The 24,147-nt window shown below is 64.5% G+C and carries 23 protein-coding genes and 1 pseudogene; 9 read left to right on the top strand and 15 right to left on the bottom strand.

Features of this window, described 5'->3' with window-relative positions; all coding sequences use genetic code 11:
- Window positions 1–44: 44 nt before the first annotated feature.
- The 3 genes from BWR02_RS06080 to BWR02_RS06070 all read right to left on the bottom strand — a co-directional run bounded on the left by BWR02_RS06080 (window position 45) and on the right by BWR02_RS06070 (window position 4,922).
- Window positions 45–1,958 carry a radical SAM protein gene (locus BWR02_RS06080; RefSeq protein ID WP_139556853.1) on the bottom strand — a complete coding sequence of 638 codons (1,914 nt, stop codon included), beginning with the start codon at window positions 1,956–1,958 and terminating at the stop codon, window positions 45–47.
- Window positions 1,959–2,076: 118 nt separating this feature from the next.
- The gene (locus BWR02_RS06075) at window positions 2,077–3,789 is read right to left on the bottom strand and encodes a cation:proton antiporter (RefSeq protein WP_139556852.1); all 1,713 of its coding nucleotides are present in this window, start codon (window positions 3,787–3,789) and stop codon (window positions 2,077–2,079) included.
- Window positions 3,790–3,926: 137 nt separating this feature from the next.
- On the bottom strand, window positions 3,927–4,922 hold the full coding sequence (locus tag BWR02_RS06070) for an aldo/keto reductase (RefSeq protein ID WP_139556851.1): 996 nt from the start codon (window positions 4,920–4,922) through the stop codon (window positions 3,927–3,929).
- 162 nt (window positions 4,923–5,084) lie between these two features.
- On the opposite strand from BWR02_RS06070, the gene BWR02_RS06065 reads away from it, so the two are divergent.
- The 9 genes and pseudogenes from BWR02_RS06065 (at window position 5,085) to BWR02_RS06025 (ending at window position 13,966) form a co-directional block, all read left to right on the top strand.
- Window positions 5,085–6,164, top strand: coding sequence for a dipeptide epimerase (locus BWR02_RS06065; RefSeq protein ID WP_139556850.1), 1,080 nt, complete (start codon window positions 5,085–5,087; stop codon window positions 6,162–6,164).
- A gap of 142 nt (window positions 6,165–6,306) precedes the next feature.
- On the top strand, window positions 6,307–6,546 hold the full coding sequence (locus BWR02_RS06060) for a type II toxin-antitoxin system CcdA family antitoxin (protein WP_139556849.1): 240 nt from the start codon (window positions 6,307–6,309) through the stop codon (window positions 6,544–6,546).
- Window positions 6,547–6,548: 2 nt separating this feature from the next.
- Window positions 6,549–6,866: a CcdB family protein gene (locus BWR02_RS06055; protein WP_139556848.1), complete on the top strand. Its 318-nt coding sequence runs from the start codon at window positions 6,549–6,551 to the stop codon at window positions 6,864–6,866.
- Between the two features lie 96 nt (window positions 6,867–6,962).
- Window positions 6,963–7,345, top strand: a pseudogene (locus BWR02_RS21620) (HEPN domain-containing protein).
- A complete protein-coding gene (locus BWR02_RS06045) occupies window positions 7,302–7,670 on the top strand; it encodes a nucleotidyltransferase domain-containing protein (RefSeq protein ID WP_139556847.1) in 369 nt (122 codons plus the stop codon). The pseudogene BWR02_RS21620 and the gene BWR02_RS06045 overlap by 44 nt, the downstream one beginning before the upstream one ends.
- 48 nt (window positions 7,671–7,718) lie before the next feature.
- On the top strand, window positions 7,719–9,413 hold the full coding sequence (locus BWR02_RS21230) for a tetratricopeptide repeat-containing protein (RefSeq protein WP_236101967.1): 1,695 nt from the start codon (window positions 7,719–7,721) through the stop codon (window positions 9,411–9,413).
- A 123-nt stretch (window positions 9,414–9,536) separates the two neighbouring features.
- Window positions 9,537–10,853: an NADP-dependent isocitrate dehydrogenase gene (icd, locus tag BWR02_RS06035; RefSeq protein WP_139556846.1), complete on the top strand. Its 1,317-nt coding sequence runs from the start codon at window positions 9,537–9,539 to the stop codon at window positions 10,851–10,853.
- A 252-nt stretch (window positions 10,854–11,105) separates the two neighbouring features.
- The gene (locus tag BWR02_RS06030; RefSeq protein WP_139556845.1) at window positions 11,106–13,226 is read left to right on the top strand and encodes a transglutaminase family protein; all 2,121 of its coding nucleotides are present in this window, start codon (window positions 11,106–11,108) and stop codon (window positions 13,224–13,226) included.
- Window positions 13,227–13,390: 164 nt separating this feature from the next.
- Window positions 13,391–13,966, top strand: coding sequence for a hemerythrin domain-containing protein (locus BWR02_RS06025; RefSeq protein WP_129884756.1), 576 nt, complete (start codon window positions 13,391–13,393; stop codon window positions 13,964–13,966).
- A 64-nt stretch (window positions 13,967–14,030) separates the two neighbouring features.
- Here the strand turns inward: BWR02_RS06025 and BWR02_RS06020 are convergent, their stop codons facing one another.
- From BWR02_RS06020 to pyrG, 12 genes are all read right to left on the bottom strand, one after another.
- A complete protein-coding gene (locus tag BWR02_RS06020) occupies window positions 14,031–14,957 on the bottom strand; it encodes a ketopantoate reductase family protein (protein WP_139556844.1) in 927 nt (308 codons plus the stop codon).
- Window positions 14,954–15,652 carry a DnaA regulatory inactivator Hda gene (gene hda / locus BWR02_RS06015; protein ID WP_139556843.1) on the bottom strand — a complete coding sequence of 233 codons (699 nt, stop codon included), beginning with the start codon at window positions 15,650–15,652 and terminating at the stop codon, window positions 14,954–14,956. Before hda ends, BWR02_RS06020 begins: the two co-directional genes overlap by 4 nt.
- A gap of 57 nt (window positions 15,653–15,709) precedes the next feature.
- Window positions 15,710–16,315 carry an NAD(P)H:quinone oxidoreductase gene (gene wrbA, locus BWR02_RS06010; protein ID WP_139556922.1) on the bottom strand — a complete coding sequence of 202 codons (606 nt, stop codon included), beginning with the start codon at window positions 16,313–16,315 and terminating at the stop codon, window positions 15,710–15,712.
- Between the two features lie 26 nt (window positions 16,316–16,341).
- The gene (gene arsC, locus BWR02_RS06005; RefSeq protein ID WP_139556842.1) at window positions 16,342–16,689 is read right to left on the bottom strand and encodes an arsenate reductase (glutaredoxin); all 348 of its coding nucleotides are present in this window, start codon (window positions 16,687–16,689) and stop codon (window positions 16,342–16,344) included.
- A 24-nt stretch (window positions 16,690–16,713) separates the two neighbouring features.
- Window positions 16,714–17,172, bottom strand: coding sequence for a CBS domain-containing protein (locus BWR02_RS06000; RefSeq protein WP_139556841.1), 459 nt, complete (start codon window positions 17,170–17,172; stop codon window positions 16,714–16,716).
- A gap of 150 nt (window positions 17,173–17,322) precedes the next feature.
- A complete protein-coding gene (gene truD / locus BWR02_RS05995; RefSeq protein WP_139556840.1) occupies window positions 17,323–18,456 on the bottom strand; it encodes a tRNA pseudouridine(13) synthase TruD in 1,134 nt (377 codons plus the stop codon).
- On the bottom strand, window positions 18,453–18,929 hold the full coding sequence (gene ispF / locus BWR02_RS05990; RefSeq protein ID WP_139556839.1) for a 2-C-methyl-D-erythritol 2,4-cyclodiphosphate synthase: 477 nt from the start codon (window positions 18,927–18,929) through the stop codon (window positions 18,453–18,455). Before ispF ends, truD begins: the two co-directional genes overlap by 4 nt.
- Window positions 18,917–19,621 carry a 2-C-methyl-D-erythritol 4-phosphate cytidylyltransferase gene (gene ispD, locus BWR02_RS05985; protein ID WP_139556838.1) on the bottom strand — a complete coding sequence of 235 codons (705 nt, stop codon included), beginning with the start codon at window positions 19,619–19,621 and terminating at the stop codon, window positions 18,917–18,919. Before ispD ends, ispF begins: the two co-directional genes overlap by 13 nt.
- 15 nt (window positions 19,622–19,636) lie before the next feature.
- Complete coding sequence (ftsB, locus tag BWR02_RS05980; RefSeq protein ID WP_201276177.1) at window positions 19,637–19,990, bottom strand: cell division protein FtsB; 354 nt, start codon at window positions 19,988–19,990, stop codon at window positions 19,637–19,639.
- Window positions 19,991–20,024: 34 nt separating this feature from the next.
- Window positions 20,025–21,308 carry a phosphopyruvate hydratase gene (gene eno, locus BWR02_RS05975; protein WP_129884748.1) on the bottom strand — a complete coding sequence of 428 codons (1,284 nt, stop codon included), beginning with the start codon at window positions 21,306–21,308 and terminating at the stop codon, window positions 20,025–20,027.
- A gap of 106 nt (window positions 21,309–21,414) precedes the next feature.
- A complete protein-coding gene (gene kdsA / locus BWR02_RS05970) occupies window positions 21,415–22,236 on the bottom strand; it encodes a 3-deoxy-8-phosphooctulonate synthase (protein ID WP_129884747.1) in 822 nt (273 codons plus the stop codon).
- A complete protein-coding gene (gene pyrG, locus BWR02_RS05965; protein WP_139556837.1) occupies window positions 22,233–23,906 on the bottom strand; it encodes a CTP synthase in 1,674 nt (557 codons plus the stop codon). The genes kdsA and pyrG overlap by 4 nt, the downstream gene beginning before the upstream one ends.
- Window positions 23,907–24,147: the final 241 nt, after the last annotated feature.

Raw genomic sequence — 24,147 nt, 5'->3', positions numbered from 1 at the left:
TCGGCGGATGCTCGCCACGGCGACGAGCTCGACTCGCCTAGTTGTCATGCCGGAGCGTCGACAGGGCTGCGGTCAGGTAGCGGAGAGGCCAGTTCGATCAGCATCGGTGCCGACCGGAGGAAGAAGTCGGTTCCCAGCAGACGCGCGCGAAACCCGTGGACGCAGCCGTCGAAGAGTTCCTCGGGAATCTCGAACGCAAATCCACACCGGCCGTCGTGTTTTCCGGCCTGCTGTAGATCGCGCCTGAAATGGTCTGCCGTGACGATGCCGATCTCGGTCTCGAAATCGTAAAGCACCACGTTGAAACGTTTGCGCGGGAAGAGCGGTGACCAGACCCAGCCGAAAATCTGCCGGCCGCTGATGCCGTCGAGGTGGCCCTGCACCACGTCTTCCAGTGTGTGGCCCTGCTGATTCAGTTCGGTGATGCGCTCGGCGATTCGTTTCACGGCCCAGGGATGGCGCAATGGATGCTCGGGCGCAGTTTGCACCGGGGTCGCCGCTGCCGCGCGACGTTCCGGGTGTTGCCGCAGAAAGCGCTCGGCGATGTCGCGGTTGTCGCCGAGTGCCCTCAGCCGCGCCACCGGGCTCGGCATCAGCGGCTCGCCGAAATTCTCGCGATACCAGGCCAGGTAAGCGTCGATCTTGTTTTCGGCGCTATGCCGGCGTGGCCCGATCTTGTGCCTCAGGCAGTAGGTGCAAGCGGCCTCGGGGTATTCGTTGTTCAGGATGCCCGTGCGCAGAGCCTCGTAACGCGGCCCGCGCCAGATTTCGGCGCCGCTGCTGCGTGTCGTCAGGCCCAGCGCCGGTGCGCGGTCATTCGCAAAACAGCAGGGTTTGACGAAGCCGTTGCGACGGACGTAAACCGTCTTGAACGGTTCCATGCAGTGGAACGGGTCGGTCGCCGATGCCGCAGGCTTGATACCCAGATACTCGCGGACGCGCCCGGCTGGAATCTCATGATAGACATCGGTCTCTTCGACCGCGCTGCCTTCCGGAGGTCGCGGCGGCCTGGACTCCCGGCTGAGGCGCTTGAAATCGCTGATAGGGATGACGGTTGCGCTGGCCGATGAAGTGGGCAGCCCCTGCTGAGCTTTGGCCTCCTGCCACTCGACGTCCGTCTTGACCTCGGTCATCTGAAACTGCGCGGCCGACAGCACGATGCCGCGTGCCTTGGCCCGGCGGTGGGCGCGGTCGAGGATCGTTCCCTCGATCCACGGACGCAGCGCTGCCTCGTGCCCCTTGAGCTGCGGGATCGTGAACTGGGTCTGCAGCCGCTTGAGATGGATCACGTTGACGCCGTGATCGGCCATGAAGTCGACGAACCGATCGAGCTGCTGCACATGGTGCTCGAACGACAACGAGTTGATCTCGATCAATGGGTAGGCGCTGCGCTGTCGCGCCTTCTCGGCGGCGAGGGACTCGATGCCTCGCAGCACGGTCTCGTAAACGCCCCCGAGATAGACGTTCTCGTACTCCTCCTTGGTCACGCCGGAGAAGCTCACGGTCACTCGTTCCACACGGCTGTCGACCAGGAAAGCACACAGCTCGTGCGTCAGGTACATTCCGTTCGTGAAGAAGTCGATCATGACCCGGTAGCGGGAGATGTAGGTCAGGAAGTTGCGGAAATCGGGATGAACCGTGGGTTCGCCGTAGCCGAAGCAATGTACGTTCAAGGCATGCTGCAGCAGGGTATCGAGACCCGACTGCACGTTCCGTAGATCGATGAAACCGCGGTCCGCCATCTTCAGCTCGGTGTAGCGGTGCGGATTCAGCGCGGAGAACGTGGAACACATCGCGCACTTCAGGTTGCAGACGTTGCTGATCTCCAGAAAGAGTTCGAGCGGCCAGGCCGGGATCTCCCGACCCTCGGCGAAGCGCAGGAAGGACTCGATGGTGTCTCGCTTGCGCGCAGCCAGATCGGGTTCGAAAACCGTGGTCACAGGTTTCTCGCTGTTCATCCTTCGCGTTCTCCAGGGTCAATTGCACCGCGTCTCCGGGTGGATACGATGCCGCGCGGGGCAGAGCCGGCCGCCGACGACCATTCGCTGTGGTCCGGTGCGTCCAAGGCCGGCAGGGTCATGGCGAAGGCACGATCGATGCTTGCCGCTCTGCCGCGATCTGCTCGTCGACCGCGGCTTTGGGAAAACCCAACAGCAACAAGGCCTCAGCCGACATCACGAGGCTCGATTCGAGCATCTCGGGTACCACGTGGTTGGCGCCCGCCGCCAGCAGATCGGCGTAGTTGCCCTCGTGTTCGGTACGGACCATGATCGGGCATTTGTAGCCCCGGCTACGGATTTCCGAGACGACGCGCTTCGCATCCTCCAGTGACTTGAACGTCAGGATCGCCAATCGAGCCCGTTCCATGTGACACCTTTTCAACAGGTCGAGGCGGTGACAGCTTCCGTAAATGACGGATGCGCCGGTGGATCGGGCGCGTTTGACCAGATGCGGATCGGTATCCATGGCGATGAACGGGATGCCGTTCGCGGTCAGCAGCTTGCCGATCATCTGTCCCACGCGGCCGTAGCCGGCCAGAATGACATGATCGGTGAGGTTGGGTGGGATGCGGCTGAATTCCCGTTCGCGCGGGGACTGTGAACCGGGAATCAGCCGCACGAACAACTGGCTGATCTCGAAGCTGTACCGCACCATGAACGGGGCCACGATCAGGCTGCCCAGCGCAATCAACAGAATGCGGGAGGCGAGATCCGGTGTGATCACGCCCAGTTCGCGTGCCAGGATCAGCAGTGCGAAGCCGAATTCGCTCGCCTGCGCGAGGATGATGCCGGTCTTCAGCGAAGTCGTGATCGGCTCGCCTAGCAGCATCGATGCGAGAGTCGTCACCGTTGCCTTGAGCACGATCAGCAGCACCACGCCCAAGAGCACCGTGTAGGCCGTCGGGTTGCCGAGCAGGCTGAAGTCGATCTGCATGCCGACCGATACGAAGAACAGCCCCATCAGGATGTCCTTGAATGGCCGGATGTCGAGTTCGACCTGATGGCGGTACTCGTTCTCACCGAGCATGACGCCGGTCAGAAAGGCACCGAGCGCCATCGACAGGCCGAAGGTGCTGGTCAGCCATGCCGACAACAGGATGATGACGACGACGCTCAGCACGAACACTTCCTCGGACTGGGTGCGCGTGACTTCACGAAAGATGTGCGGGAGAACCCATTTCCCGGCACTCAGCAGTATCGCCACCAGTACCACACCCTTCTCGACGGTTTCGAGGATCTGGTCGGCCAGCGGCAGCGCGTTTTCGGTGCCGAAGGCCTGGACCAGGATCAGCCCGATGATTGCGGCCAGATCCTGGAAGATCAGCACGCTGATCGCCAGCTGCGCATGATGGCGATGGGTCAGATTGCCGTGGCGCAACTCGCGGACCACCAGCGCCGTGGAGGACAGCGAAAGTGCACCTGCAATCACCAGCGCGCTGTGCCAGGACAGCCCGGCCTGCCAGTAGGCGATGGCGCCTAAGACCGCCAAGGTCCCGCCGACCTGCAGCGACCCGAGGCCGAATACTGACCGGCCAATGCTCATAAGTCGTGGCAGGGAGAATTCCAGCCCCAGTTCGAACAACAGGAAGACCAGACCGAGTTCGGACAGGAACTTGATGTCGCTGCTGTCAGCCACCCAGCCCAGTCCGAAGGGTCCGATCATGCCGCCGGCGAACAAGTAGGCGAGGGTATCGGGCAGCCGCAGCCGCTGGAATACGACGACGCTGACGAGCGATGCTACGAAAACGACGAGCAGTTCGGAGAAAAGGGCGGGGTACTGGTGTTCCATCGAGTATTGCAGTGCCAGTCTTCAGAGATCAGCGATGGGTCGAACTCGCGCTGCCCGTTCGGAGGCGCGCCCGCCTTGCGCCTTGGCCCGGCCATCGCGGGGCGCTGCGCCGTGCTCGTCCTGCGCGAATGCGCAGGCTACACCGGGACCTTTGGCCGGTAGGTGCCAAGGCGCTTCGCGCGGCGCGCGAGCAGCGCATCGATCACGGCCCGGGTGTCGTCCGGCAACTCCCAATCTCCGGCGGCCGCGGTTTGCTCGATCTGCTGCGGATCTCGCGCGCCGACAATGGTCGCGGTGACGCCCGGCCGCTGCAGTACCCAGGCCAGTGCGAGGTGGGACAGCGGCCGGCCCTGCTGTGTGGCGAGTGGCTTCAGTCCCTCGACGAATTCCAGGTTCGCGCTCAGCTCGGGTTCGCGGAAACGGCCGCCCTGGCGGCGCCAGTCGTCTGCCGGCAGCGCCGCGAGCGCCGCTTGCGAGAATTTCCCGGTCAGCAGCCCGTACGCCATCGCACCGTAGGCGACGACCCCGATGTCCTGGTCGACGCAGTACGGCAGCAACGCCGACTCGGCTGCGCGGTCGAGCAGACTCAAGGGCGGCTGCAAGGATGCGACCGGCGCGATGGCCCGCACGCGATCGAGCTGGGCTGTCGAAAAATTCGAAACGCCGGCATGACGCACCTTCCCGGACCGGACCAGGCTGTCGATGGCCCGCCAGGCCTCCTCGATCTGCTCATCGGGCACGGGCCAGTGGATCTGATACAGGTCGATGGTCTCGACGCCGAGGCGTCGCAGGCTGGCCTCGGCCTCGGCGATGACGCTGTCGGCGGTCAGTCGGTGGTCGACGGTCCGGGTACTCGGGTCATCCCAGACCAGGCCGCACTTGGTCGCGATGATCACGCGCTCGCTGCGGCCGGCGATGGCCTGACCGACGATGGTCTCGGCGTGGCCGAGGCCGTAGGCGGGCGCAGTGTCGATCCAGTTGATCCCGAGATCGAGGGCGCGTCGGATGGTGGCGAGCGAGTCGCTGTCGGACTGCGGGCCCCAGCCGAACGCCCACGGCCCGCCGATGGCCCAGGTGCCGAGTCCTACCGTCGTCAGTTCAAGGTCGGTTGCGCCGAGGCGCCGCGTGCGCATGTCGTTTTCCCCCACGTGAGATTGTCTGGATTCAACTGTACTGGAGCCATGAGCATGGCACAAACCCATCCGCGGAAATGCCTTGGTCCGTGGTCGGCGTAGGCGTTGCCACTACGCCGGTTAGAATGGCCTCCCCTTCAGAAGAAATAGGCCGTTCGACCGATGCGCAACTGCTTTGAAATCGTCCGGACGGAGGCCCAGCCGCTCGACGCACCGCTGCAGGCGCCATTCACGATCGCATCCTCGCGTGTCGACTCCGTCAGGAATGTCGCCATCGCGGTGCATCTTGCGGGTGGTGCGGTAGGCTGGGGCGAGGCGCCCACACTGCCACCGGTGACAACCGAGGACCAGCCGATGGCCCTGTCCGCCGCCCGTAGCGTGGCTGAATGGCTGACCGGGCGCGATGCGGCCGCCTGGCGATCGATCTCCGAGGAACTGAACGAGCGGCTGCCGAACCGGGCCTCGGTGCGCGCCGGTATCGAAATGGCGCTGCTCGATGCACTGGCGCGGCAGGCCGGCATGCCCCTCTACCAGTGGTTTGGCGGGCGCGACCGCGAACTCGTCACCGACATTACGATCCCGATCTGTCCGAACGACGAGGCCGAGCGGCTGGCCGCCGAGTACCGCGCCCGCGGTTTCTCGACGATCAAGGTCAAGATCGGCCTGGACACCGGCGAGGACATCGCCCGACTGACCGCGATCCGCCGCGGCCACCCCGGCTGCCGTCTGGTCATGGACGCCAACGAGGGCTACACCGCCGATCAGGCGCTGGCCGTGCTGGCCGAGTTGCGGCGCGCCGGAATCGAGCCGGCCCTGCTGGAACAGCCGGTTCCACGGGAGGATTGGGACGGATTGGGCCGCCTCGCGCGCGAGGCCGGTGTTCCGGTCGCGGCCGATGAAGCCTGCCGCTGCCCGGCCGACGCGCTGCGCATTTTGCGGGGCTCGATGGCCCAGGTGATCAACATCAAGATGGCGAAATGCGGCGTAGTGCAGGCGCTCGAAATCGCCGCGCTGGCCCGGACCGCCGGCATCGGCCTGATGATCGGCGGCATGGTCGAAACCCGCCTCGCAATGGGCTTCAGCGCGCATTTCGCGGCCGGCCTCGGCGGTTTCGAATGGATCGACCTCGACACCCCCTTGCTGCTGGCCGCCGATCCCATTGTCCGCGGGCCGAAGATTGAAGGCGCGAGGTATCGGCTGGACCCGGAGGTTCCGGGGCACGGCGGTAGGCTCCCCGATTGAATCGCTCGTTGACCCGCTGACTGTCACACTCGCGAGCCCATCACGGACCGGTCCGCAAGGGATACGGTCAGGCATCCGAAGACAAGATGCTCAGTGTTGGTCTACATTGCCCATACCCACGACAGCGGACTGGAGCCTACCGATGTCACAAACCGACGCACGTTCAAAAAAGGCGACCAACGCCGCCCTGTCCACGGATGTGCTGGCCGAGGCCAAGGCACTCGGCATCAACATCTCGCAGGCCTGTGACGACAACCGGCGCGAATTGGTTCGATGCGAGCAGGAGCGGCGCTGGCAGTTGGACCACGCCGCTTTCATCGCCGCGTACAACGGAACCGTCGAATGGGACGGTCTGCCCCTGGATGAGTGGCGCAGTTTCTGACGATGGCGCGCTTTGATGTCTATCGGAATACCGGAAGGCAGGCGTCCGATATTCCCTATCTGCTCGATGTGCAGAGCGACCTGTTGGACGGGTTGGACACCCGTGTCGTCGTGCCGCTGCGGCGGCGTGACCGATTCCCGGCCTGTCTGATTCCGGCCTGTCTCACCCCCGTCTTCATCGTCGAGGACATGGAGTGCCTGATGGAGACGCCTAAGCTGGCCGCTGTTCCGGTTCGTATGCTCACCGCGCCCGTGCTTTCGCTGGCGGACGCTCAAGCAGCGGTGACCGGCGCACTGGATTTCCTGTTTCGAGGCTACTGAGTCGCGCCTTAGCGGCGCGCGCTCGGCGTGAGCTTGCCCGACCGGGCGGAATGCGCAATGCCAGCCGCAAGACGCTGAATCAAGGAGGGGCGGGGGATGAGCAACCGGGCAGCCGACTGGTGGGCACAGGCGCAGCGGGACCTGGAACAGGCGGCGGACTCCCGCACCTCCGGGCGCCACGAATGGGCCTGCTTCGCCGCGCAACAGGCCGCCGAAAAGGCGTCAAGGCACTACATCTATCGCTGGGCCAGGAAGCCTGGGGACACGTGATCGCCCGCTTGCTGAAGGAATTGCCGTTCGAGTGCCCGCCGGATCTGATCGAAAAGGGCCGTGTGCTCGACAACTTCTCCGTCGCGACCCGTTACGCGAACGGCCATGCCGAGGGGCCTCCATTCGAACACTACGGCCCTTTGCAAAGCGGAGATGCGCTGCGCCATGCCGGTGAGATCCTCGACTTCGTCCGTCATCAAATGGCCTGACCGGGCCGCGGTCGACGCCGCCGCGCGTCGCTGGGTCGCGGCTCAGCGCGAGCGCCATCCGGAACTGCTGCGCGCCGGCTATTTCGGGTCGTATGCGCGCGGCGACTGGGGCGTCGGCAGCGATCTGGACCTGATCGTCATCGTCGAGCAAACCCCGCGTATTTTCGCCGAACGGCCGCTGGATTGGGATACGCTGGAGCTGCCGGTCCCGGTCGATCTCCTGGTCTATACGCGGGAGGAATGGGAAAGGCTGCTGGCCGAAGGAACTCATTTTGCCGTAACAGTGCAGGGGGAGGCGCTGTGGATTTTCGATCGCTTGCTTTAGTTCACGGGCTTACCAACTCGCAAAGCGGGGCAAGGATAGCCCGTAGGGATGATTGAACTCGAGCTGAAGATCTTCCTGTCATCGCCTGGCGATGTGCCGGACGAGCGGTTCCGGTTTGCGCTGGAGCATCTGGAACGGGGACTGGCGATCGACCCGGAGAATCTGGCGGCGCTTCGGGAGATGGGGATGTGCCTGCAACGGTTGGCAATGGCCGGGGAACCCGGGCATTCGCTGGAGCGGGCCCGCGAACACTACGGAGCGGTGCTGGAGAAGCATCCGCAGGACGCCGAGACGGGGGCGCTGCTGGCGCGGGTTGACAAGGATGCCTGGACGGTTGCGTGGCATAGGACCGGCTCGACGGCTGAGCAAATGCGGGAGGACGCGGCGTACGAAGATGCGCTGCTGCGCGCGGCAATCGACAGCTACGCCAAGGCTTACCGCGTCAGCCCCAGCCATTACTACTCGGGTACCAATGCGCTGAGCCTGATGCATCTGCACCAGCATCTGACCGGCGACACGCGGTACGACCGCGACATGGCGATCATGCCCGGCGCGGTGCAATTCGCCACCGAATGCGAGACAGATCCGGGCGAACTATTCTGGGCCAAGGCGACGCTGGGCGACCTGGAGGTGCTGGCCGGTACCCCGGCCAGCGTCAAGGCGGCGTACAAGGAAGCGATTGCGCGGAGCGACAAGGACTGGTTCGCGCTGAACTCCTGCCGGGCGCAGTTGCTGCTGCTACAGGATCCTGGCTTTCGCCCGGAGACCGTCGCGGCCGGCGTTGCGGTGTTCGATCGCGCGCTCAAGCAGTTGAAACGCCCCGACGAACAATGGCAGCCGCGTCAGGTGCTGCTATTCAGCGGGCATATGCTCGATGCGCCGGCTCGCAAGGAACCGCGCTTCCCGGCCGACAAAGAACCGATCGCCGCCTGCCTGGCCGCCGGCATGGACACGGCGACCCTGGGCGATGCGAAGCTGCGCGCACTGTTGATGGTGGTGCTGCGGAACCACACCACCGACTCGCCCTGGCCGGTCAGCAACAACCCGCTGGCGAAGTACAACCAGCTCGACCGCAAGGACTGCAACCTCCATCTGCCGCTGTGGCAAGTCGTGCGCGCGAGCACTGCGGCGCCGACCTTCTTCCCGCCCGAGGTCGTGACCTTCGCGCCGGACACGCCCGAAGAGTACAGCTTCGTCTTCGTCGACGGTGGCGTGACGACCTTCAACAACCCGGCATTCCTGGCCTTCCAGATGGCCACCGCGGCACCGTACAACCTAGGCTGGAAAAGCGGTGTCGACGAGCTGCTGGTCGTCTCGGTGGGGACCGGCAGCGCGGCCAAGGCGCGGCCGAAGCTGGACGAAGACGACTTGTGGTTGATCGATCATGCCAAGAACATTCCGGGCGCGCTGATGAACGCGGCCTCGGCCGGCTGGGACATGGCCTGCCGCATGCTCCGCGAATGCCGTTTCGGGCTGCCCATCGACCGGGAGATCGGCGACATGGTGCTGGCGCCTGGCGCCTCGGCCGGCGCGTCGAACTGGACCGGGGCCAAGCAGTTTGCCTATGTGCGCTACGCGCCGGACGTGACATCGACCGGCCTCGCGGGGCTGGGACTGGCCGACATCGACCCGGCCACGGTGCAAGTGATGGATTCGGTGAAACATGTAGACGACATTCAGAGGGTCGGAGCAGCCTTCGCGGCCCGTCACGTCGATCTGAAACACCTCACCGGGTTCTGCTGAGCCGCGGTCGAGCGGCGCTTGGCGATTGGGGGCTCGCGGTGCCTGGATTTGGCTTAGAATCGTGCTCACCGGAGCGCGGTGCGCCCGGAGTGCGTTTCCGTCGAGGGCCCACGGAGGATGCGGATGTCCCAGTCACACCTGACCAATCCCGAAATCGGCAAGATCACGATGCAGGACGGCCGGCTGCAGGTTCCGGACCGGCCGATCATTCCGTTCATCCGTGGCGACGGCACCGGACCGGACATCTGGGCGGCCGCGCAGCGGGTGTTCGATGCGGCGGTCAAGAAGGCCTACGGCGATGCGCGCTCGGTCGCCTGGTTCGAGGTCTTTGCCGGAGAGGCCGCGTATCAGCAGACCGGCGACTCGCTGCCCGAGGCGACTGTCGAGGCCTTCCGCGAGTACCTCGTCGGCATCAAGGGCCCGCTGACGACGCCGGTCGGCGGCGGCATCCGCTCCCTGAACGTCGCGCTGCGGCAATTGCTGGATTTGTACGTGTGCCTGCGCCCGGTACAGTACTTCAAGGGCGTGCCGTCGCCGGTCAAGCATCCGGAAAAGGTCGACATGGTGATCTTCCGCGAGAACACCGAGGACATCTACGCCGGCATCGAATACCCGGGCGGTTCGCCGGATGCCCAGGCGCTGCTGGACTTTCTGGCCCAGCGCTTCCCGAAGGAATTCGGCAAGATCCGCTTTGGAACCTTCGATCAGGCACAGGCGTTTTCGGCCGGCGCCCGGTGGGACGAGCGAAATGACGTGTGCGTCGGCATCGGCATCAAGCCGGTCAGTCGGCTTGGCAGCCGGCGGCTGGTCCGCGCGGCGATCGAATACGCGATCCGGCACCGACGGCGCAGCGTCACCCTGGTGCACAAGGGGAACATCATGAAGTTCACCGAGGGCGCCTTTCGCGACTGGGGCTACGCGCTGGCCAAGGAGGAATTCGGAGCGGCCGAGATCGAGGGCGGACCGTGGTGCGCGATCCCGGACGGGAAGCCGGGCGCCGGGCTGGTGATCAAGGACGCGATCGCCGACATCACCTTGCAGCAGGTGCTGACCCGTCCCGAGGATTTCGATGTGATCGCGACGCTGAATCTGAACGGGGATTACCTGTCGGATGCGCTCGCGGCCCAAGTCGGGGGCATCGGCATCGCGCCCGGCGGCAACATCAACTATGTCACCGGCCACGCGATCTTCGAGGCGACGCACGGGACTGCGCCGAAATACGCCAATCAGGACCGCGTGAATCCCGGCAGCGTGGTGCTGAGCGGCGAGATGATGTTCCGCTACCTCGGTTGGACCGAGGCGGCAGATCTGATCGTCAAGGGTCTGAATGGCGCGATTGCCACGCGGTGCGTGACCTACGACTTCGCGCGTCTGCTGCCACGGTCGACCGAGGTCAAGTGCTCGGAGTTCGCAAACAATCTGATCGTGCACATGGATTGAGCGCCTCCCGTCGGGGGCGTTCCGGGATGGGCTGGTTTGGTGCAGTCTGTCGGGGTGCTAGCGCGCTTCGGACACTCCGATCGTCGTGCTTGGCTGAACCGCGGGCATGGCGTGAGCTTTGCATTCCGACCTCGCAAGGGGGGAGGCACCGGTGCACGCGCTGGAGCGGACCTTGCTGCTGCATGGACCCTTCCCCCAAACCCCGGCTTCCACTTTTTCTTCCATTAATCATCAACACCGAGGTGAACTGCAGTGCCGAGTAGGGAAGATTTCGGGGCAGCGGTTGCCGCGCACGATGCGGACCTCCGAAGACTCGGCGTGGACCTTTGGGTCGGGAGCGAACCCACCTTTACCGATCGCTGGTCGACTGCACCGGAATGGACCAACGAAGCGCTGGGCGAAGACAAGGTGCAGCGCGCGTTGGCGCTCGTGCGATCGGTCCATCGCGCGACGCCAGGGGCGGTCATCCTGCGCACGATCGGTCGCCAGTACCCTGGCGAAGAGCGGGCGCGCTGGAGCTATGGCCTTTATCGGCGGCGCGATGGACGGGCGATCTGGCAGGGGCCGCCTGATCCGTTGACATTGAGCGACCCCATTCCACGGGAACCGTGTCTGAAGGCCTTGCGCGCTGCGTTGCGGTCGGCGCTGGCGGAGGCCAGCCTTGGGGGCTGGGACGTACCGGGCACGAGCGAGCGCGAATGGCGTCTGGTCGTCCAATTGGGTGGTGACGCCGAGCCCGAACTGGACGACCCGCGCCTGTTGCGGCCGTCCATCCATGCGGTGCCTGTTCCCGCGAGCGGGTTACTCGACGAGTTGGCGCGCGAGGGATTGTTCCTGCTGATCATCACGATGGAGGTCGTCGAGACGGGGACGGCTGCCCGAATCGAGCTGCCCGGTATCGGTGACGTGCCGACTTTCCTGCGGCTGTTGGCTGCCATTGGGCGCGCGGCCGCGGGACTCCGCCTGCCCGGTTTGATCCTGGCCGGTTTTCCGCCACCCAGTGATGCCTCGGTCGAGTGGATGACCGTCACCCCGGATCCTGCGGTCATCGAGATCAATTCGGCTCCGGACCGTTCCGCTGCGGCTTTTCTGGAACGCAGTCGCGCGATCTATGCCGCGGCGCGGGAGCAGCAGCTCACGCCTTACCGGCTCTACTTCAATGGCACGGTAGGCGATTCGGGAGGCGGGGGGCAGATCACACTCGGCGGTCCGTCTCCCGGTGCCAGCCCGTTCTTTGTCGACTACGCGCTGCTGCCGCGGTTGATTCGCTACGTTCAGCGCCATCCCTCCCTGTCGTATCTGTTCGCGCATGATTTCGTAGGCGGCTCGGGCCAGTCCGTTCGGGTCGATGAACGGGGTGACGATGCGTTTCGCGAGTTGCGTCTGGGACTGGCTCTGTTGGCGCGCGACGCGGAGCCGACCCCGGAAATCCTGTGGCGCAGTCTCGCGCCGTTTCTGACCGATGGGGTCGGCAACTCCCATCGCGCGGAGCTCAACATCGAGAAGCTCTGGAATCCCTTCCTGCCGGGACGGGGCCAACTCGGCCTGGTCGAGTTTCGGGCGTTCAGGATGCAGCATACGCCGGAGCGTGCGACCGCTCTGGTCTGTTTGCTCCGCGCTGTGATGGCGATGCTGATGAACTCCGACCCGGCGGTCGAGCTCCGGTTCTGGGGCGACGCGCTGCACGACCGCTATGCGCTGCCGTTCTGTCTCGAGGACGATCTGCTCGTGGTTCTCCGGGATCTGGCGGCGGCCGGACTCGCGGTCGGTGAGTCGATCGTTGCGGCCTTGTTTCAGGATGAGTTTCGCGAGCAGGCCGAATTGAGCTTTCAGGGCGTCAGCTTGCGCTTGCGCCGCGCGTTGGAGTTCTGGCCGCTGCTCGGCGACGCCGGCAGCCAGGAAGCGGGCACCAGCCGGCTGGTCGATTCGAGCACGCAGCGACTCGAAGTGATGCTGCAGCCGGAGAGCGAGACGGAACTTTCGTTCTCCGCGTGGGGGCTGCAGGTCGAGGGGATCGAATTGCCGTTTCAGGTCACCGAACGGGAGGGGAGGCCGGTCAAGGTGTTCGGTGTGCGCTACCGCAGCTTCGTGCCCTGGCAGGGACTTCATCCGACACTGGGCGCGCGTGACAAACTCCGGCTGGTGCTGCATCACGCCGCCTGCGAGGAAGTGTGCGAGGTCACCTGGCATGAGTGGCGGCCGGTCCAGGGGCCTTATCCGGGCCTGCCGGAGGATCTGGACGAGGCGCGTGCGCGACGCGCGGAGCGGCTTGTGAGTCTCCCAAGTCCCCGCGTCGCATTGAGGCCGGCGGAGGCCGCCCCCGAGGGCAGTTTGACGCCTTGGTGCCTTGATCTTCGCTGGCTGGCGGGATGACCCGCGGACCTTGCGCTGCTGTTCAAGGGTCTGGACCCGTGGCATGATAGGAGCCCTTAGGGATGGCTCTGGGAGTGCGCTTGCTCTGATCGCGAAGAGCTTGGGGAATATCTGATGAATCAACCGACCGCGGCAGCGCGGCGGGTACCGGGAGCGAATCGCGCATGTACACCATCATCGACTCACTGCACGCTGACCACATCAATTTCAGCCGCTTGCTGAATCTGCTGGAGCGTCAGGTCGTGACCTTGAAGGACGGCGGAATGCCGGACCTCGAGATCATGCTGGATACCATCGATTACCTGCAGAACTACGCCGACCTCTACCACCACCCCCGGGAAGACCTGATCTTTCGCTATCACCTGGAACGCAGTGATGTGGCCCGGGCGGAAGTCGACGAGTTGCGACGACAGCATCGGGCATTATGGGAGAGTACCAATCGGGTGCGCCTCGCCATCGATGGCATCCTGCACGGGGACATCGTCCAGCGCGATGTGTTCATCGAGCAGATCTCGGCCTATGTGACGCAGCAGATGGATCATCTGAATGCCGAAGAAGGCTATATCCTGCCGCTGTTGCGGCAGTTATTCGAAGTGCAGGACTGGGAGCAGCTGAACCGCTCGCTTCCCTACCGGGCCGACCCCTTGTTCGGGCCCACTGTCGACCAACAGTACCGGGCCCTGTATACGCGCATCCTCAACGTACCCGATGCGGTGGCCGAGTCGGGACTCGGTGCTTGATGTCTTGACGACCGACCGGACCGTCGGCGGGCGCAAGCTGTCTGCATGGCGCCCGCGATAGAATTCACCCGCCGCTTTCGCGCGAGACACGAAGCTCGCGCAATTTCATCAGCGCATACACGGCTTCCAGATGAGGGATCGGGACGCGCAGGCCCTGACCGATGCGGACCGCGTTACCCAGAATAGCCTCCGTTTCGAGTGGCCGGCCCGCCTCGAAATCCAGCAACATGCTCGTCTTGTAGGGCGGCATCTTGTAGGTGCTGTCGACGTTGCGGTCGACGCTATCCGCCGGCAGCGGATGCCCTGAGGCTTCCGCGACCGCACAGATTTCCTCCATCAGGGCACGCACCAGCGGCTCCTGGCTGGACAGGATGTCATTGGTCGAAAGGCCGCCCGAGAGCACCGACAGCGGATTGAAGGGAGCATTCCAGACGCACTTCTGCCAGCGCGCCGTCGTAATATCCTCGGTCAGGATGCAACTGATGCCGCTTTCGGTGAACATCGCCCCGAGCGCTCGCGCCTTCTCCGACGCGCCGCCCGGGTAGTTGCCCAGCGCCAGCCGTCCATAGGCCTGATGCCAGATGCTGCCGGGTGCGGTGCGCGTGACGCAGATGAACGCCAGGCCGCTGATCAGTTCATGCATGGGGTAGGCATCAGCGATTTCCTGTTCCACCCCGATGCCGTTCGAGATCAGCACGATCGCGCTGTCCGGCCCCAGCGCCCCGCGCAGCAAGGCCGGACGGTCCACCTGTTCGACGACCTTGATGCACAGCAGTACGTAGTCCGGCTTCTCGGTCAGTTCCGCAGCGTCCCGGACGACCTGCTTCGGCAGGAAATGGTAGTTGCCGAGTTTGCTCTGGAGGTGGATACCGTGGCGCCGGATGTACTCGAAATCGGTACGCGCGACGACGGAGACATCGACTCCGGCCTTTGCCAGCATGGAGCCGTAAAAGCTCCCGATCGCTCCGGTTCCAATGACGAGTACATTCATGCCAATTCTTCCAGCAGAGCCTTGATGAAGGGAATGGTGAGCCGGCGCTTGGCGGCCAGTGTGGCTCGATCCAGGCGTTCCAGCAGATGCCGCAGCGAGGTGAAGTCGCGCCGGCAGTGAGCCAGCAGGAATCGGCTCACTTGCGGAGACAGCTCCAGTCCGAGCTGCCGCGCATAAAGGGCGATGGCCGCCAGCGTATCGTTCTCGTCCAGCGGCACCAGGCGCAGGACCAGACCCCAGCTCAACCGGCTCCGCAAATCCGGGAGACCGATGTCCAACTGCTGTGGTGGACCGGCTGCGGACACGACCAGGGTCGCATTGCCGTCGCGGAGACGGTTGTAAAGCCCAAACAGGCCCTGTTCGAACTCCGACTGTCCCGCGATGGCATCCAGGTCGTCGATACAAACCAGAGCATGGTCGTCGAGCCCTTCGAAGATCTCCGCGCCAAGCGGGCGCAGCAGCCGCAGCGGCAGGTAGGCGGCCGAGTCGCCGCGGCGGTGCGCGCTGCGGCAAGTGGCCTGCAACAAATGCGACTTGCCGGAACCCTCGTCACCCCATAGCAGAATGAACCGCTCTCCGTCGCCGTCCGCAATCGCCTCCAGATGTCGAACAGGCTCGGCGTTGGCACCAGGCCAGTATTCATCGAACGTGGCGCGGGGCTGGAAGCCCAGAGCGAGAGGAATCTGCTCGGCCATGTCAGTGGGGCTGCTGACAGCGTGATGGAAACCTGCAACTCATGTGGCGCGCGACCTCTAGGAGGATTCGGACGCTTTGAGCGCCTGGGCAACGTGCGCCAGCCGTCGGCCAAAGGCGCGGCAGAGGCGGCGCTCCTCCTCGCTGAATTCGTTGTCGCTGCCGGTCAGCCGGCTCGGACCATACGGGGTTCCTCCCGTCCTGGTCTCCAGCAGGGCCGATTCGGTGCTGGGAAGCCCGACGAGGATCATCCCGTGGTGCAGCAACGGCAGCAGCATCGTGATCAACGTCGTTTCCTGACCCCCATGCATGCTTGATGTGGCGGTAAACACGCCGGCCGGTTTGCCGGCCAGGGCCCCCGAGAACCACAGGCCGCTGGTGGAATCGAGAAAATGTTTCAGCGGCGCTGCCATATTGCCGAAATGTGTCGGACTTCCGAGTGCCAGCGCATCGCAGTGTTTAAGGTCATCCAGCGTTGCGTACGGCGGACCGGCGGCCGGGATCGCACTCGCTGTTTGTTCGCTTACCGGGGATACCTCCGGCACGCTGCGGATCTTTGCGACAGCGCCGGCGCGTTCCTCGACGCCGCGGGCGATCAGATCGGCCATCGCAGCGGTTGATCCATAGCGGCTGTAATACAGTACGAGCACTTCGACCGACGGCATCGACACGAGCGGCAACCAGCCCTGGTCTACAGAACGGTCAGCACGTTTTCCGGCGGGCGCCCCAGGACGGCTTTGCCGTTGGCGAGAGCAATCGGGCGTTCGATCAGCACCGGGTGCTCTGCCATCGCGCGAATCAGTTCGGTATCACCGAGTTCCGGCGCGTCCAGGCCCAATTCCTTGTACAGCGCTTCGCCGCGACGCATCAACTGCCGCGGCGTGAAGCCGAGCAGCCTCAAGCATTCGCCGATTTCCTGCTCGGTCGGCGGGGACTTCAGGTACTCGATCACCTGCAGTGCAACGCCGCGCTCGGTCAGCAGCGCCAGGGCTTGCCGGGATTTGCTGCAACGCGGATTGTGGTAAAGGGTTACTTTCATGGAACCAGGGAAGTCTGGGCCGGCTCAGCGTACAGCGGGGCGCATCTTTTCTTCGAGCGCCTGCTCGCGGGCGCTGACCCGCGCCAATTCATTCAGTTCGACCGCCAGTAGTTCGAGCATGTCCTCGACCGACAGGATGCCGACCAGATGACCTTGGTGATCAACCACGGGCATCCGTCGCGTGCCATGGGTCCGCATGCGCTGCAGAGTATCCCAAAGGCTGTCGGTCTCGCGCGCAGTGACGAGTTCGCGGGCGACGAGGTCACCGATGGTCACGGTATCGGGGTCGAGTTCCGCCGCCATGACCTCGAGCACGAGGTCGCGGTCGGTGACGATGCCGACCGGGGTCGGGGCGCCATCGGCATCGTCGACGACGATTACCGATCCGACGTGGTTCTCCCGCATGATCTTCGCGGTTTCGACCACGGAGTTTCCACGGCGGGCGACGACAGTAGTGCGATTGCAGAGGGTTCCTACGGACATGGCGGCTCTCCCAGGGCGGCGAGGCGTGTTCCGGTATTGTAACCCCTCAGCCCCGCTCTGGGGACTGAACGGACGACTCGGTGCTGCAACCCTCTGAACGGAAGCGCGCGGAGTGAGTGATGGGCGCCCGGCACAACTCGGGGCTGGCCGTCAGCCTCCGGGGCGCCCGTCGTCGCTGTCGTCCGGCTCGGGTAAGCGGGTGGCACCCGTGTCGACAAGCTCGCGCAGGACACTGGTCGCGTAGCTGCCGGAAGGCAGAATGAAGCTCAGGGTCAGGCTGCGATCGTTGTCGAACTGCCATTCCAGGTCGATGGGGCGAACGCGCAGCGGGCGCATCGCAGAGCGGACCTCCGCCTGCTCAAGGCCCTGCATCAAGGCCAAACCGTCGGCCAAAGCCCGGTCCTCGGCGGCCAGGGCCTGCGCAGTGGTCAGGCGTTCGCCGATCCCCCACAGCGTTCCGGCCGGATGGATCTCGCCACGTTCAATGCGTTCGACGATATCGGGGCGGGCAACGTCGTCCCGGAACAGGCTGTGTCCGCTGGAGAACATGAGCACGTCTCCGGGGATTGCACGATTCCAGCTGCCGGCGGCGACGCGTTCGGCCAGGATGCGGTTGAACAGGTAAGCGCGCGCCGCCGACAGATAAAGGCTGCGCCGATGCCGTGGCACGCGGCGGAGATCGTTGTGCTCGAACATCTGCAGGGCAGCACCGATATTGGCGCCGTCGTGTCCGAAGCGCTGCGGGCCGAAGTAGTTCGGAACCCCATCCGTCGCAACCTGGGACAGCCGCTCGGCCAACACTGCGGTATCCGCGCTCAGGTCGCGCACGGTGATGTGGAAACGGTTGCCGCTGATCGCCCCGCGCCGCAGCTTTCGCTGATTCCGCGTGATCTCGAGGATGCGAACGGTTGGCGTTTCGAAGGCGCGCCAATCGGGTTCGGGGCGCCCGGGAAGGCTGATGCAGAACCACTGCGACGTGCGGCCATGCCGGTCCTTGAGGCCGGCATAGGTGACGGCCGAGGCAGGCACCGCGGCAAAGCGTGCCAGTTGGCGCGCGATGTAGTCGGTGTTCTCCCCGAGCTTTTCAATTCGCAGCAGAACATGTTCGCCGGCCCCGTTCGGTGCGAAGCTCAGGATCTCGTCGACGCAGAAATCCTCGGGGCTGGCTTTGAGTGTCCCCGTGTGCGGCGGGTGACCGTGCGCGTAGGGGAGGGGCGTCGCGGCCCCGGCGTGCCTGGGAGGGGCTTCCGCCGGCCCCAGGGAAGGATCCCGGTCCGGGCTCATGCCTGATCGAGGAGTGCGACGGCCTGGGCCGCGATACCCTCGCCGCGGCCTTCGAAGCCCAGTCCTTCGGTCGTGGTGGCTTTGACGTTGGCGCGATCGGGCGGGATGCCGAGATCCTCGGCGACGCGTTGACGCATGGTCTCGATGTGCGGGGCCAGCTTGGGCGCCTGCGCGATCACGGTCACGTCGACGTTGACGATGGTGAAACCCAACTGTGTCAGCTTGCCGACGACATCGCGCAGCAACAGGCGGCTGTCGATCCCCTTGAAGGCGACATCGGAATCGGGAAAATGGCGGCCGATATCCCCCAGGCCGGCGGCGCCCAGCAGGGCGTCGCACAGGGCATGCAGGGCAACGTCCCCGTCGGAGTGTGCCGCCAGGCTGCGCGGGTAATCGATGGCGACGCCGGCCAGGACGAGCTGTCCGCCGTCCTGGAAACGATGGGCGTCATAGCCCTGGCCTATTCGCAGCATTGTGCCTCCAAGTAGAACGCGGCCAGTGGAAGGTCCTCGGGGCGCGTGATTTTGATGTTGTCGGGGCGTCCCTCGACCACCAGCGGAAAACTGCCCTGCAGTTCGAGCGCGCTGGCTTCGTCGGTGACGGTGAGCCCTTGCCGGGCGGCGGCGTCCAGCGCCTCCCGCAGTGCGCCCAGTCGGAACATCTGCGGGGTCAGCGCACGCCAGACCCGGTTGCGGTCCAGTGTTTCGGTAATAGTGCGGTCCTGCACGCTCTTCAGTGTGTCGCTGCTCGGCAGAGCCAGGATGCCGCCGGTCGGGTGATGGCGAACGGCATCGATCAACCGGTCGACGTCACTGACCGTGATGCAGAGTCGGGCAGCGTCGTGCACCAGGACCCAGTCGTCCGGCGCTGCTTCCCGCGACAGGAACGTCAGGGCGGCCAGCACGGAGTCGGCGCGTTCGCGGCCCCCGTCGCAGGTGCGAACCCTGGGGTCCGAGGCGCAATCGAGCTCGGCCCAGAAAGGATCTTCGCTGCCGAGGGCGACCACGAGCCCCTGGAGCCTGGGAACGGCCAGAAGCCGCTCGACGGTGTGTTGCAGGACGGGTTTGCCCCGTACCTTGAGATACTGTTTGGGAGTGTCTGCTCCCATGCGCCGGCCTACGCCAGCGGCGGGGACGATGCCCCAGAACCTGGACGCCTCGCTCATGCGGCCCACCTCGGGTCAGCGAGGTGCCACGGGACGACGCCGCGGTTTGGGCGGAGTCGCTGGGGATACTTCAGTGGCGGGCGGTTTTTCCTCGGGGCGGTCCTCGACCATCTGCACGAACACTTCGCCCTGCTTGATCATCCCGAGATTCTGCCGTGCGCTTTCCTCAATCGCTTCCGTTCCTTGCTTCAGGTCGGTGACCTCGGCGTCGAGCGCGGCATTCCGCTGCTGGCGTCGCTCCCCCTCGCGCTGCAATTCGACGATTCGGTCCTTCATTCGGCGCAGTTCGAGGACGTTCCCGTCCCCGAACCACAGCCGGTATTGAAGTAGGCCGATCAGCACCAGCAAAAGAAGGATGATCCGCTGCACGGAGCTTCGGGCCTTTGCGCCGGGATTCGTTCGATTACTTCAGACGCTTGAACGCCGAATGACCGGCGTAACGCGCGCGGCTACCCAGCTCTTCTTCGATCTTCAGCAGGCGGTTGTACTTCGCGATGCGGTCCGATCGGCTCAGGGAACCGGTCTTGATCTGGCCCGTGCCGGCCGCGACGGCGAGGTCGGCGATCGTCGTGTCCTCGGTTTCGCCGGAGCGGTGCGAAGCAACGGAGGTGTAGCCGGCGGCATGGGCCATCGCGATCGCATCGAGGGTTTCGGTCAGCGTGCCGATCTGGTTGACCTTGATGAGGATGGAGTTCGCGATGCTCTTCTCGATGCCTTCCTTGAGGATCTTCGGGTTGGTCACGAACAGGTCGTCGCCGACGAGCTGGATCCGGTTGCCGAGGCTCTTGGTCATCACGCCCCAGCCATGCCAGTCATTCTCGGCCATGCCGTCCTCGATCGTGATGATCGGGTAGCGGTTGACCCAGTCTTCCATGTAGGCGGAGAACTCTTCCGACGTGAACTTCTTGCCTTCGGATTCCAGCAGGTAGTGGCCATCCTTGTAGAACTCCGAGCTGGCGACGTCGAGGCCAAGGAAGATGTCTTCACCGGCCTTGTAACCAGCCTTTTCGATGGCGGTCAGGATCACGCTAATCGCGGCTTCGTTCGACGGCAGGTTCGGCGCGAAGCCACCCTCGTCGCCGACCGAAGTGACCATGCCCTGATCGGACAACACCTTCTTGAGCGCATGGAACACTTCGGCGCCGTAACGCAGGGCCTCGCGGAAGCTCGGGGCGCCCACGGGCAGGATCATGAACTCTTGCATGTCGACGCTGTTGTCGGCATGCGCGCCGCCGTTGATGATGTTCATCATCGGCACCGGCAGGATGAAGTCGCCGCCCGTGTGCAGCGAGGCGTACAGCGGCTTCTTGTTCTCGATGGCGGCCGCGTGGGCATTCGCCAGCGATACCGCGAGTAATGCATTGGCTCCGAGACGGCCTTTGTTGTCGGTGCCGTCGAGGCCGATCATCTTGGCGTCGAGTGCCTTCTGGTCATCGGCATTCATGCCCAGCACGGCCGAACGGATTTCGGTGCGGACGTTTTCGACCGCCTTCAGCACGCCCTTGCCGAGGTAGCGGGCCTTGTCGCCATCGCGCAATTCGATGGCTTCGCGCGTACCGGTCGAGGCGCCGGAGGGCACCATCGCGCTGCCGACCACGCCCGATTCGAGCACGACCTCGGCCTGAACGGTCGGATTGCCTCGGGAATCGAGGACTTCGCGGGCCAGAACTTCGACGATTTTGCTCATTGAGTCACCAGTCTTGACGGGTTGTGGGAAAAAGATCGGGTATGACCGCGGGCGATGGCGCCGCGGGGCATGCGAGCAGCCCCGGCCAAAGGCCGCCGCGGGCGCGTCATAAATGGGGCCTGGACTTGACCAGACGGTCGAGTTCGAGGAGGACTTCCAGCAGTTCCTCCATACGGTGCAGCGGCCAGGAGTTCGGCCCGTCGCTGAGGGCTTCTTCCGGCCTCGGATGGGTTTCCATGAACAGGCCGCTGATGCCGACGGCCACCGCTGCCTTGGCCAGCGTCGGCACGAATTCGCGTTGTCCGCCCGACACATTACCCTGACCACCCGGCAGTTGTACCGAGTGCGTGGCATCGAATACGACCGGGCAGCCGGTCTCGCGCATGATCACGAGCGAGCGCATGTCGGAGACCAGGTTGTTGTAGCCGAACGAGACGCCGCGTTCGCACACCATGATATGCGGATTGCCGGTCGCTTTCGCCTTGTCGGAGACGTTCTTCATGTCCCAGGGGGCGAGAAACTGACCCTTCTTGACGTTGACCGGCTTGCCGAGGGCGGCGACGCTCTGGATGAAATTGGTCTGACGGCACAGAAACGCCGGGGTTTGCAGGATGTCGACGACGCTGGCGACTTCGCCCAGCGGAGTGTCTTCATGCACGTCGGTCAGCACCGGCACCACGAAGGTTTCGCGCACGCTTTCCAGGATTTCCAGGCCGGCTTCGAGCCCCAGACCGCGAAAGCTGGTCAACGAGGACCGGTTGGCCTTGTCGAAGGACGCCTTGAAAACGTAGGGGATGCCGAGTTTGCCGGTGATCTCCTGCATTCGGCCTGCGACGTCGTGGCACAGGTCCCGGCTTTCGACCACGCAGGGGCCGGCGATCAGGAACAGGGGCCGGTCAAGGCCAATTTCGAATCCGCACAGCTTCATGAGGGTTGACCTGTCTGGGAAAGGAACGCTTCGACGGCGGGGGTCCGCTGCTCCGCCTGGTCCGCCGCAGCGCGGACGAAGCCCGAGAACAGCGGGTGGCCGCCACGCGGCGTCGAAGTGAATTCCGGATGAAATTGGCAGGCGAGAAACCACGGGTGCTCGGGAATCTCGATGAACTCCGCTAGGCGCCCGTCGAGCGACTTGCCGCAGATGGTCAGGCCGGCGGCCTCCAGCGTCTTGAGATAGTGGTTATTCAGCTCGTAGCGGTGGCGATGCCGTTCCGTGATGACGTCCTTGCCATAGAGTTTGTGCGCCAGACTGCCGGGACTCAGGCGGCACTTCTGGCCGCCTAGGCGCATCGATCCGCCGAGCTCCGATTCCGCGCTGCGATGCTCGATCGCACCCGAGTCGTCCTGCCATTCGGTGATCAGCGCGATCACCGGGTGGGGTGTCTTGGGCAGGAACTCGGTGCTGTGCGCGCCTTCGAGCCCGGCGACATTGCGTGCGAATTCGATCACGGCGACCTGCATGCCGAGGCAAATGCCGAGATAGGGGATACGGTTTTCGCGGGCATATTTCACGGTCGCGATCTTGCCCTCGATGCCGCGTTCGCCGAACCCGCCGGGCACGAGAATCGCGTCGACACCCTCCAGGGCTCCGGTGCCGTGGTCCTCGATCTGTTCGGAATCGATGCAGCGGATCGTGACTTTCGTTTTGGTATGAATCCCGGCGTGCACCAGCGCTTCCGTCAGCGACTTGTAGGCGTCGGAATGATTGACGTACTTGCCGACCATGGCAATGGTCGCCCGGCGCAGTGGATGTTCCAGCGCGAATACCACGCGTTCCCACTCATACAGGTCCGCCGGCGGCGCATCGAGCCGGAGCTTCCGCACGACGATGTCGTCGAAGCCCTGGGCATGGAACAGCAAGGGAATACGATAGATCGTGTCGGCATCGATCGCCGAGATGACGGCGTCTTCAGTCACATTGGTAAAGAGCGCGATCTTGCGCCGCTCGCTCTTGGGGATCGGGCGTTCGGACCGGCAGATCAGGATGTCCGGCTGGATACCGATGGAGCGCAATTCCTTGACCGAATGCTGCGTGGGTTTGGTCTTTACCTCGCCGGCGGTGGCGATATACGGCACCAGCGTCAGATGCACGAACAAGGACCGGTCCTCGCCGAGTTCGATCCGCATCTGACGGATTGCCTCCAGAAAGGGAAGGGACTCGATGTCGCCGACGGTCCCGCCGATCTCGATCAGCGCAACGTCATAGCCTTCGGCACTGAGGCGGATGCCGCGCTTGATCTCGTCGGTGATATGGGGGATGACCTGCACGGTGGCGCCGAGGTATTCGCCCCTGCGCTCGCGGCGGATCACGTTCTCGTAGATCTGGCCGGTGGTGAAGTTGTTGCGCTTCCCCATCGTCGTGCGCAGGAAGCGCTCGTAGTGGCCGAGGTCCAGATCCGTCTCCGCACCGTCTTCGGTAACGAACACCTCGCCATGCTGGAATGGGCTCATCGTGCCCGGGTCCACGTTGATGTAGGGGTCGAGCTTGGTCAGCGTGACCTTCAGACCGCGCGCTTCGAGAATGGCCGCGAGCGACGAGGCTGCAATGCCCTTGCCGAGCGACGAAACCACACCGCCGGTGATGAAAATGAACTTGGTCATGGAATCTAAGGCTTGGTCGTGCGGGGGCATGGGGGTCTGGAGGGCATCGTATGCCGCGCGCTTTCGGGCTCTTCGTGCTGCTAAGCCGCGAATTTTACTCGAAAGCTGGCGCCACGTCACGGCGGTTGCGCCATCACCGGCTATGCAATTGCCGTAGTCAGCCGAGTCGGTTCGCAGCGTGCCTCCGCAGTGATGGCCTGCCGGACGCCGGTCTTTCCCTCATCTGGTGCGCACGCCTTCG

Source organism: Methylotetracoccus oryzae (assembly GCF_006175985.1).
GTDB lineage: Bacteria > Pseudomonadota > Gammaproteobacteria > Methylococcales > Methylococcaceae > Methylotetracoccus > Methylotetracoccus oryzae.
Note: the sequence above shows the minus strand (reverse complement) of the source record. Positions and strands in the feature narration are given on the sequence as shown.

Excerpts from the sequence above, each read along its gene's own strand:
- BWR02_RS06080 (WP_139556853.1), bottom strand. The coding sequence starts at position 1,958 with ATGAACAGCGAGAAACCTGTGACCACGGTTTTCGAACCCGATCTGGCT.
- BWR02_RS06075 (WP_139556852.1), bottom strand. The coding sequence starts at position 3,789 with ATGGAACACCAGTACCCCGCCCTTTTCTCCGAACTGCTCGTCGTTTTC.
- BWR02_RS06070 (WP_139556851.1), bottom strand. The coding sequence starts at position 4,922 with ATGCGCACGCGGCGCCTCGGCGCAACCGACCTTGAACTGACGACGGTA.
- BWR02_RS06065 (WP_139556850.1), top strand. The coding sequence starts at position 5,085 with ATGCGCAACTGCTTTGAAATCGTCCGGACGGAGGCCCAGCCGCTCGAC.
- BWR02_RS06060 (WP_139556849.1), top strand. The coding sequence starts at position 6,307 with ATGTCACAAACCGACGCACGTTCAAAAAAGGCGACCAACGCCGCCCTG.
- BWR02_RS06055 (WP_139556848.1), top strand. The coding sequence starts at position 6,549 with ATGGCGCGCTTTGATGTCTATCGGAATACCGGAAGGCAGGCGTCCGAT.
- BWR02_RS06045 (WP_139556847.1), top strand. The coding sequence starts at position 7,302 with ATGCCGGTGAGATCCTCGACTTCGTCCGTCATCAAATGGCCTGACCGG.
- BWR02_RS21230 (WP_236101967.1), top strand. The coding sequence starts at position 7,719 with ATGATTGAACTCGAGCTGAAGATCTTCCTGTCATCGCCTGGCGATGTG.
- icd (WP_139556846.1), top strand. The coding sequence starts at position 9,537 with ATGTCCCAGTCACACCTGACCAATCCCGAAATCGGCAAGATCACGATG.
- BWR02_RS06025 (WP_129884756.1), top strand. The coding sequence starts at position 13,391 with ATGTACACCATCATCGACTCACTGCACGCTGACCACATCAATTTCAGC.
- BWR02_RS06020 (WP_139556844.1), bottom strand. The coding sequence starts at position 14,957 with ATGAATGTACTCGTCATTGGAACCGGAGCGATCGGGAGCTTTTACGGC.
- hda (WP_139556843.1), bottom strand. The coding sequence starts at position 15,652 with ATGGCCGAGCAGATTCCTCTCGCTCTGGGCTTCCAGCCCCGCGCCACG.
- wrbA (WP_139556922.1), bottom strand. The coding sequence starts at position 16,315 with ATGCCGTCGGTCGAAGTGCTCGTACTGTATTACAGCCGCTATGGATCA.
- arsC (WP_139556842.1), bottom strand. The coding sequence starts at position 16,689 with ATGAAAGTAACCCTTTACCACAATCCGCGTTGCAGCAAATCCCGGCAA.
- BWR02_RS06000 (WP_139556841.1), bottom strand. The coding sequence starts at position 17,172 with ATGTCCGTAGGAACCCTCTGCAATCGCACTACTGTCGTCGCCCGCCGT.
- truD (WP_139556840.1), bottom strand. The coding sequence starts at position 18,456 with ATGAGCCCGGACCGGGATCCTTCCCTGGGGCCGGCGGAAGCCCCTCCC.
- ispF (WP_139556839.1), bottom strand. The coding sequence starts at position 18,929 with ATGCTGCGAATAGGCCAGGGCTATGACGCCCATCGTTTCCAGGACGGC.
- ispD (WP_139556838.1), bottom strand. The coding sequence starts at position 19,621 with ATGAGCGAGGCGTCCAGGTTCTGGGGCATCGTCCCCGCCGCTGGCGTA.
- eno (WP_129884748.1), bottom strand. The coding sequence starts at position 21,308 with ATGAGCAAAATCGTCGAAGTTCTGGCCCGCGAAGTCCTCGATTCCCGA.
- kdsA (WP_129884747.1), bottom strand. The coding sequence starts at position 22,236 with ATGAAGCTGTGCGGATTCGAAATTGGCCTTGACCGGCCCCTGTTCCTG.
- pyrG (WP_139556837.1), bottom strand. The coding sequence starts at position 23,906 with ATGACCAAGTTCATTTTCATCACCGGCGGTGTGGTTTCGTCGCTCGGC.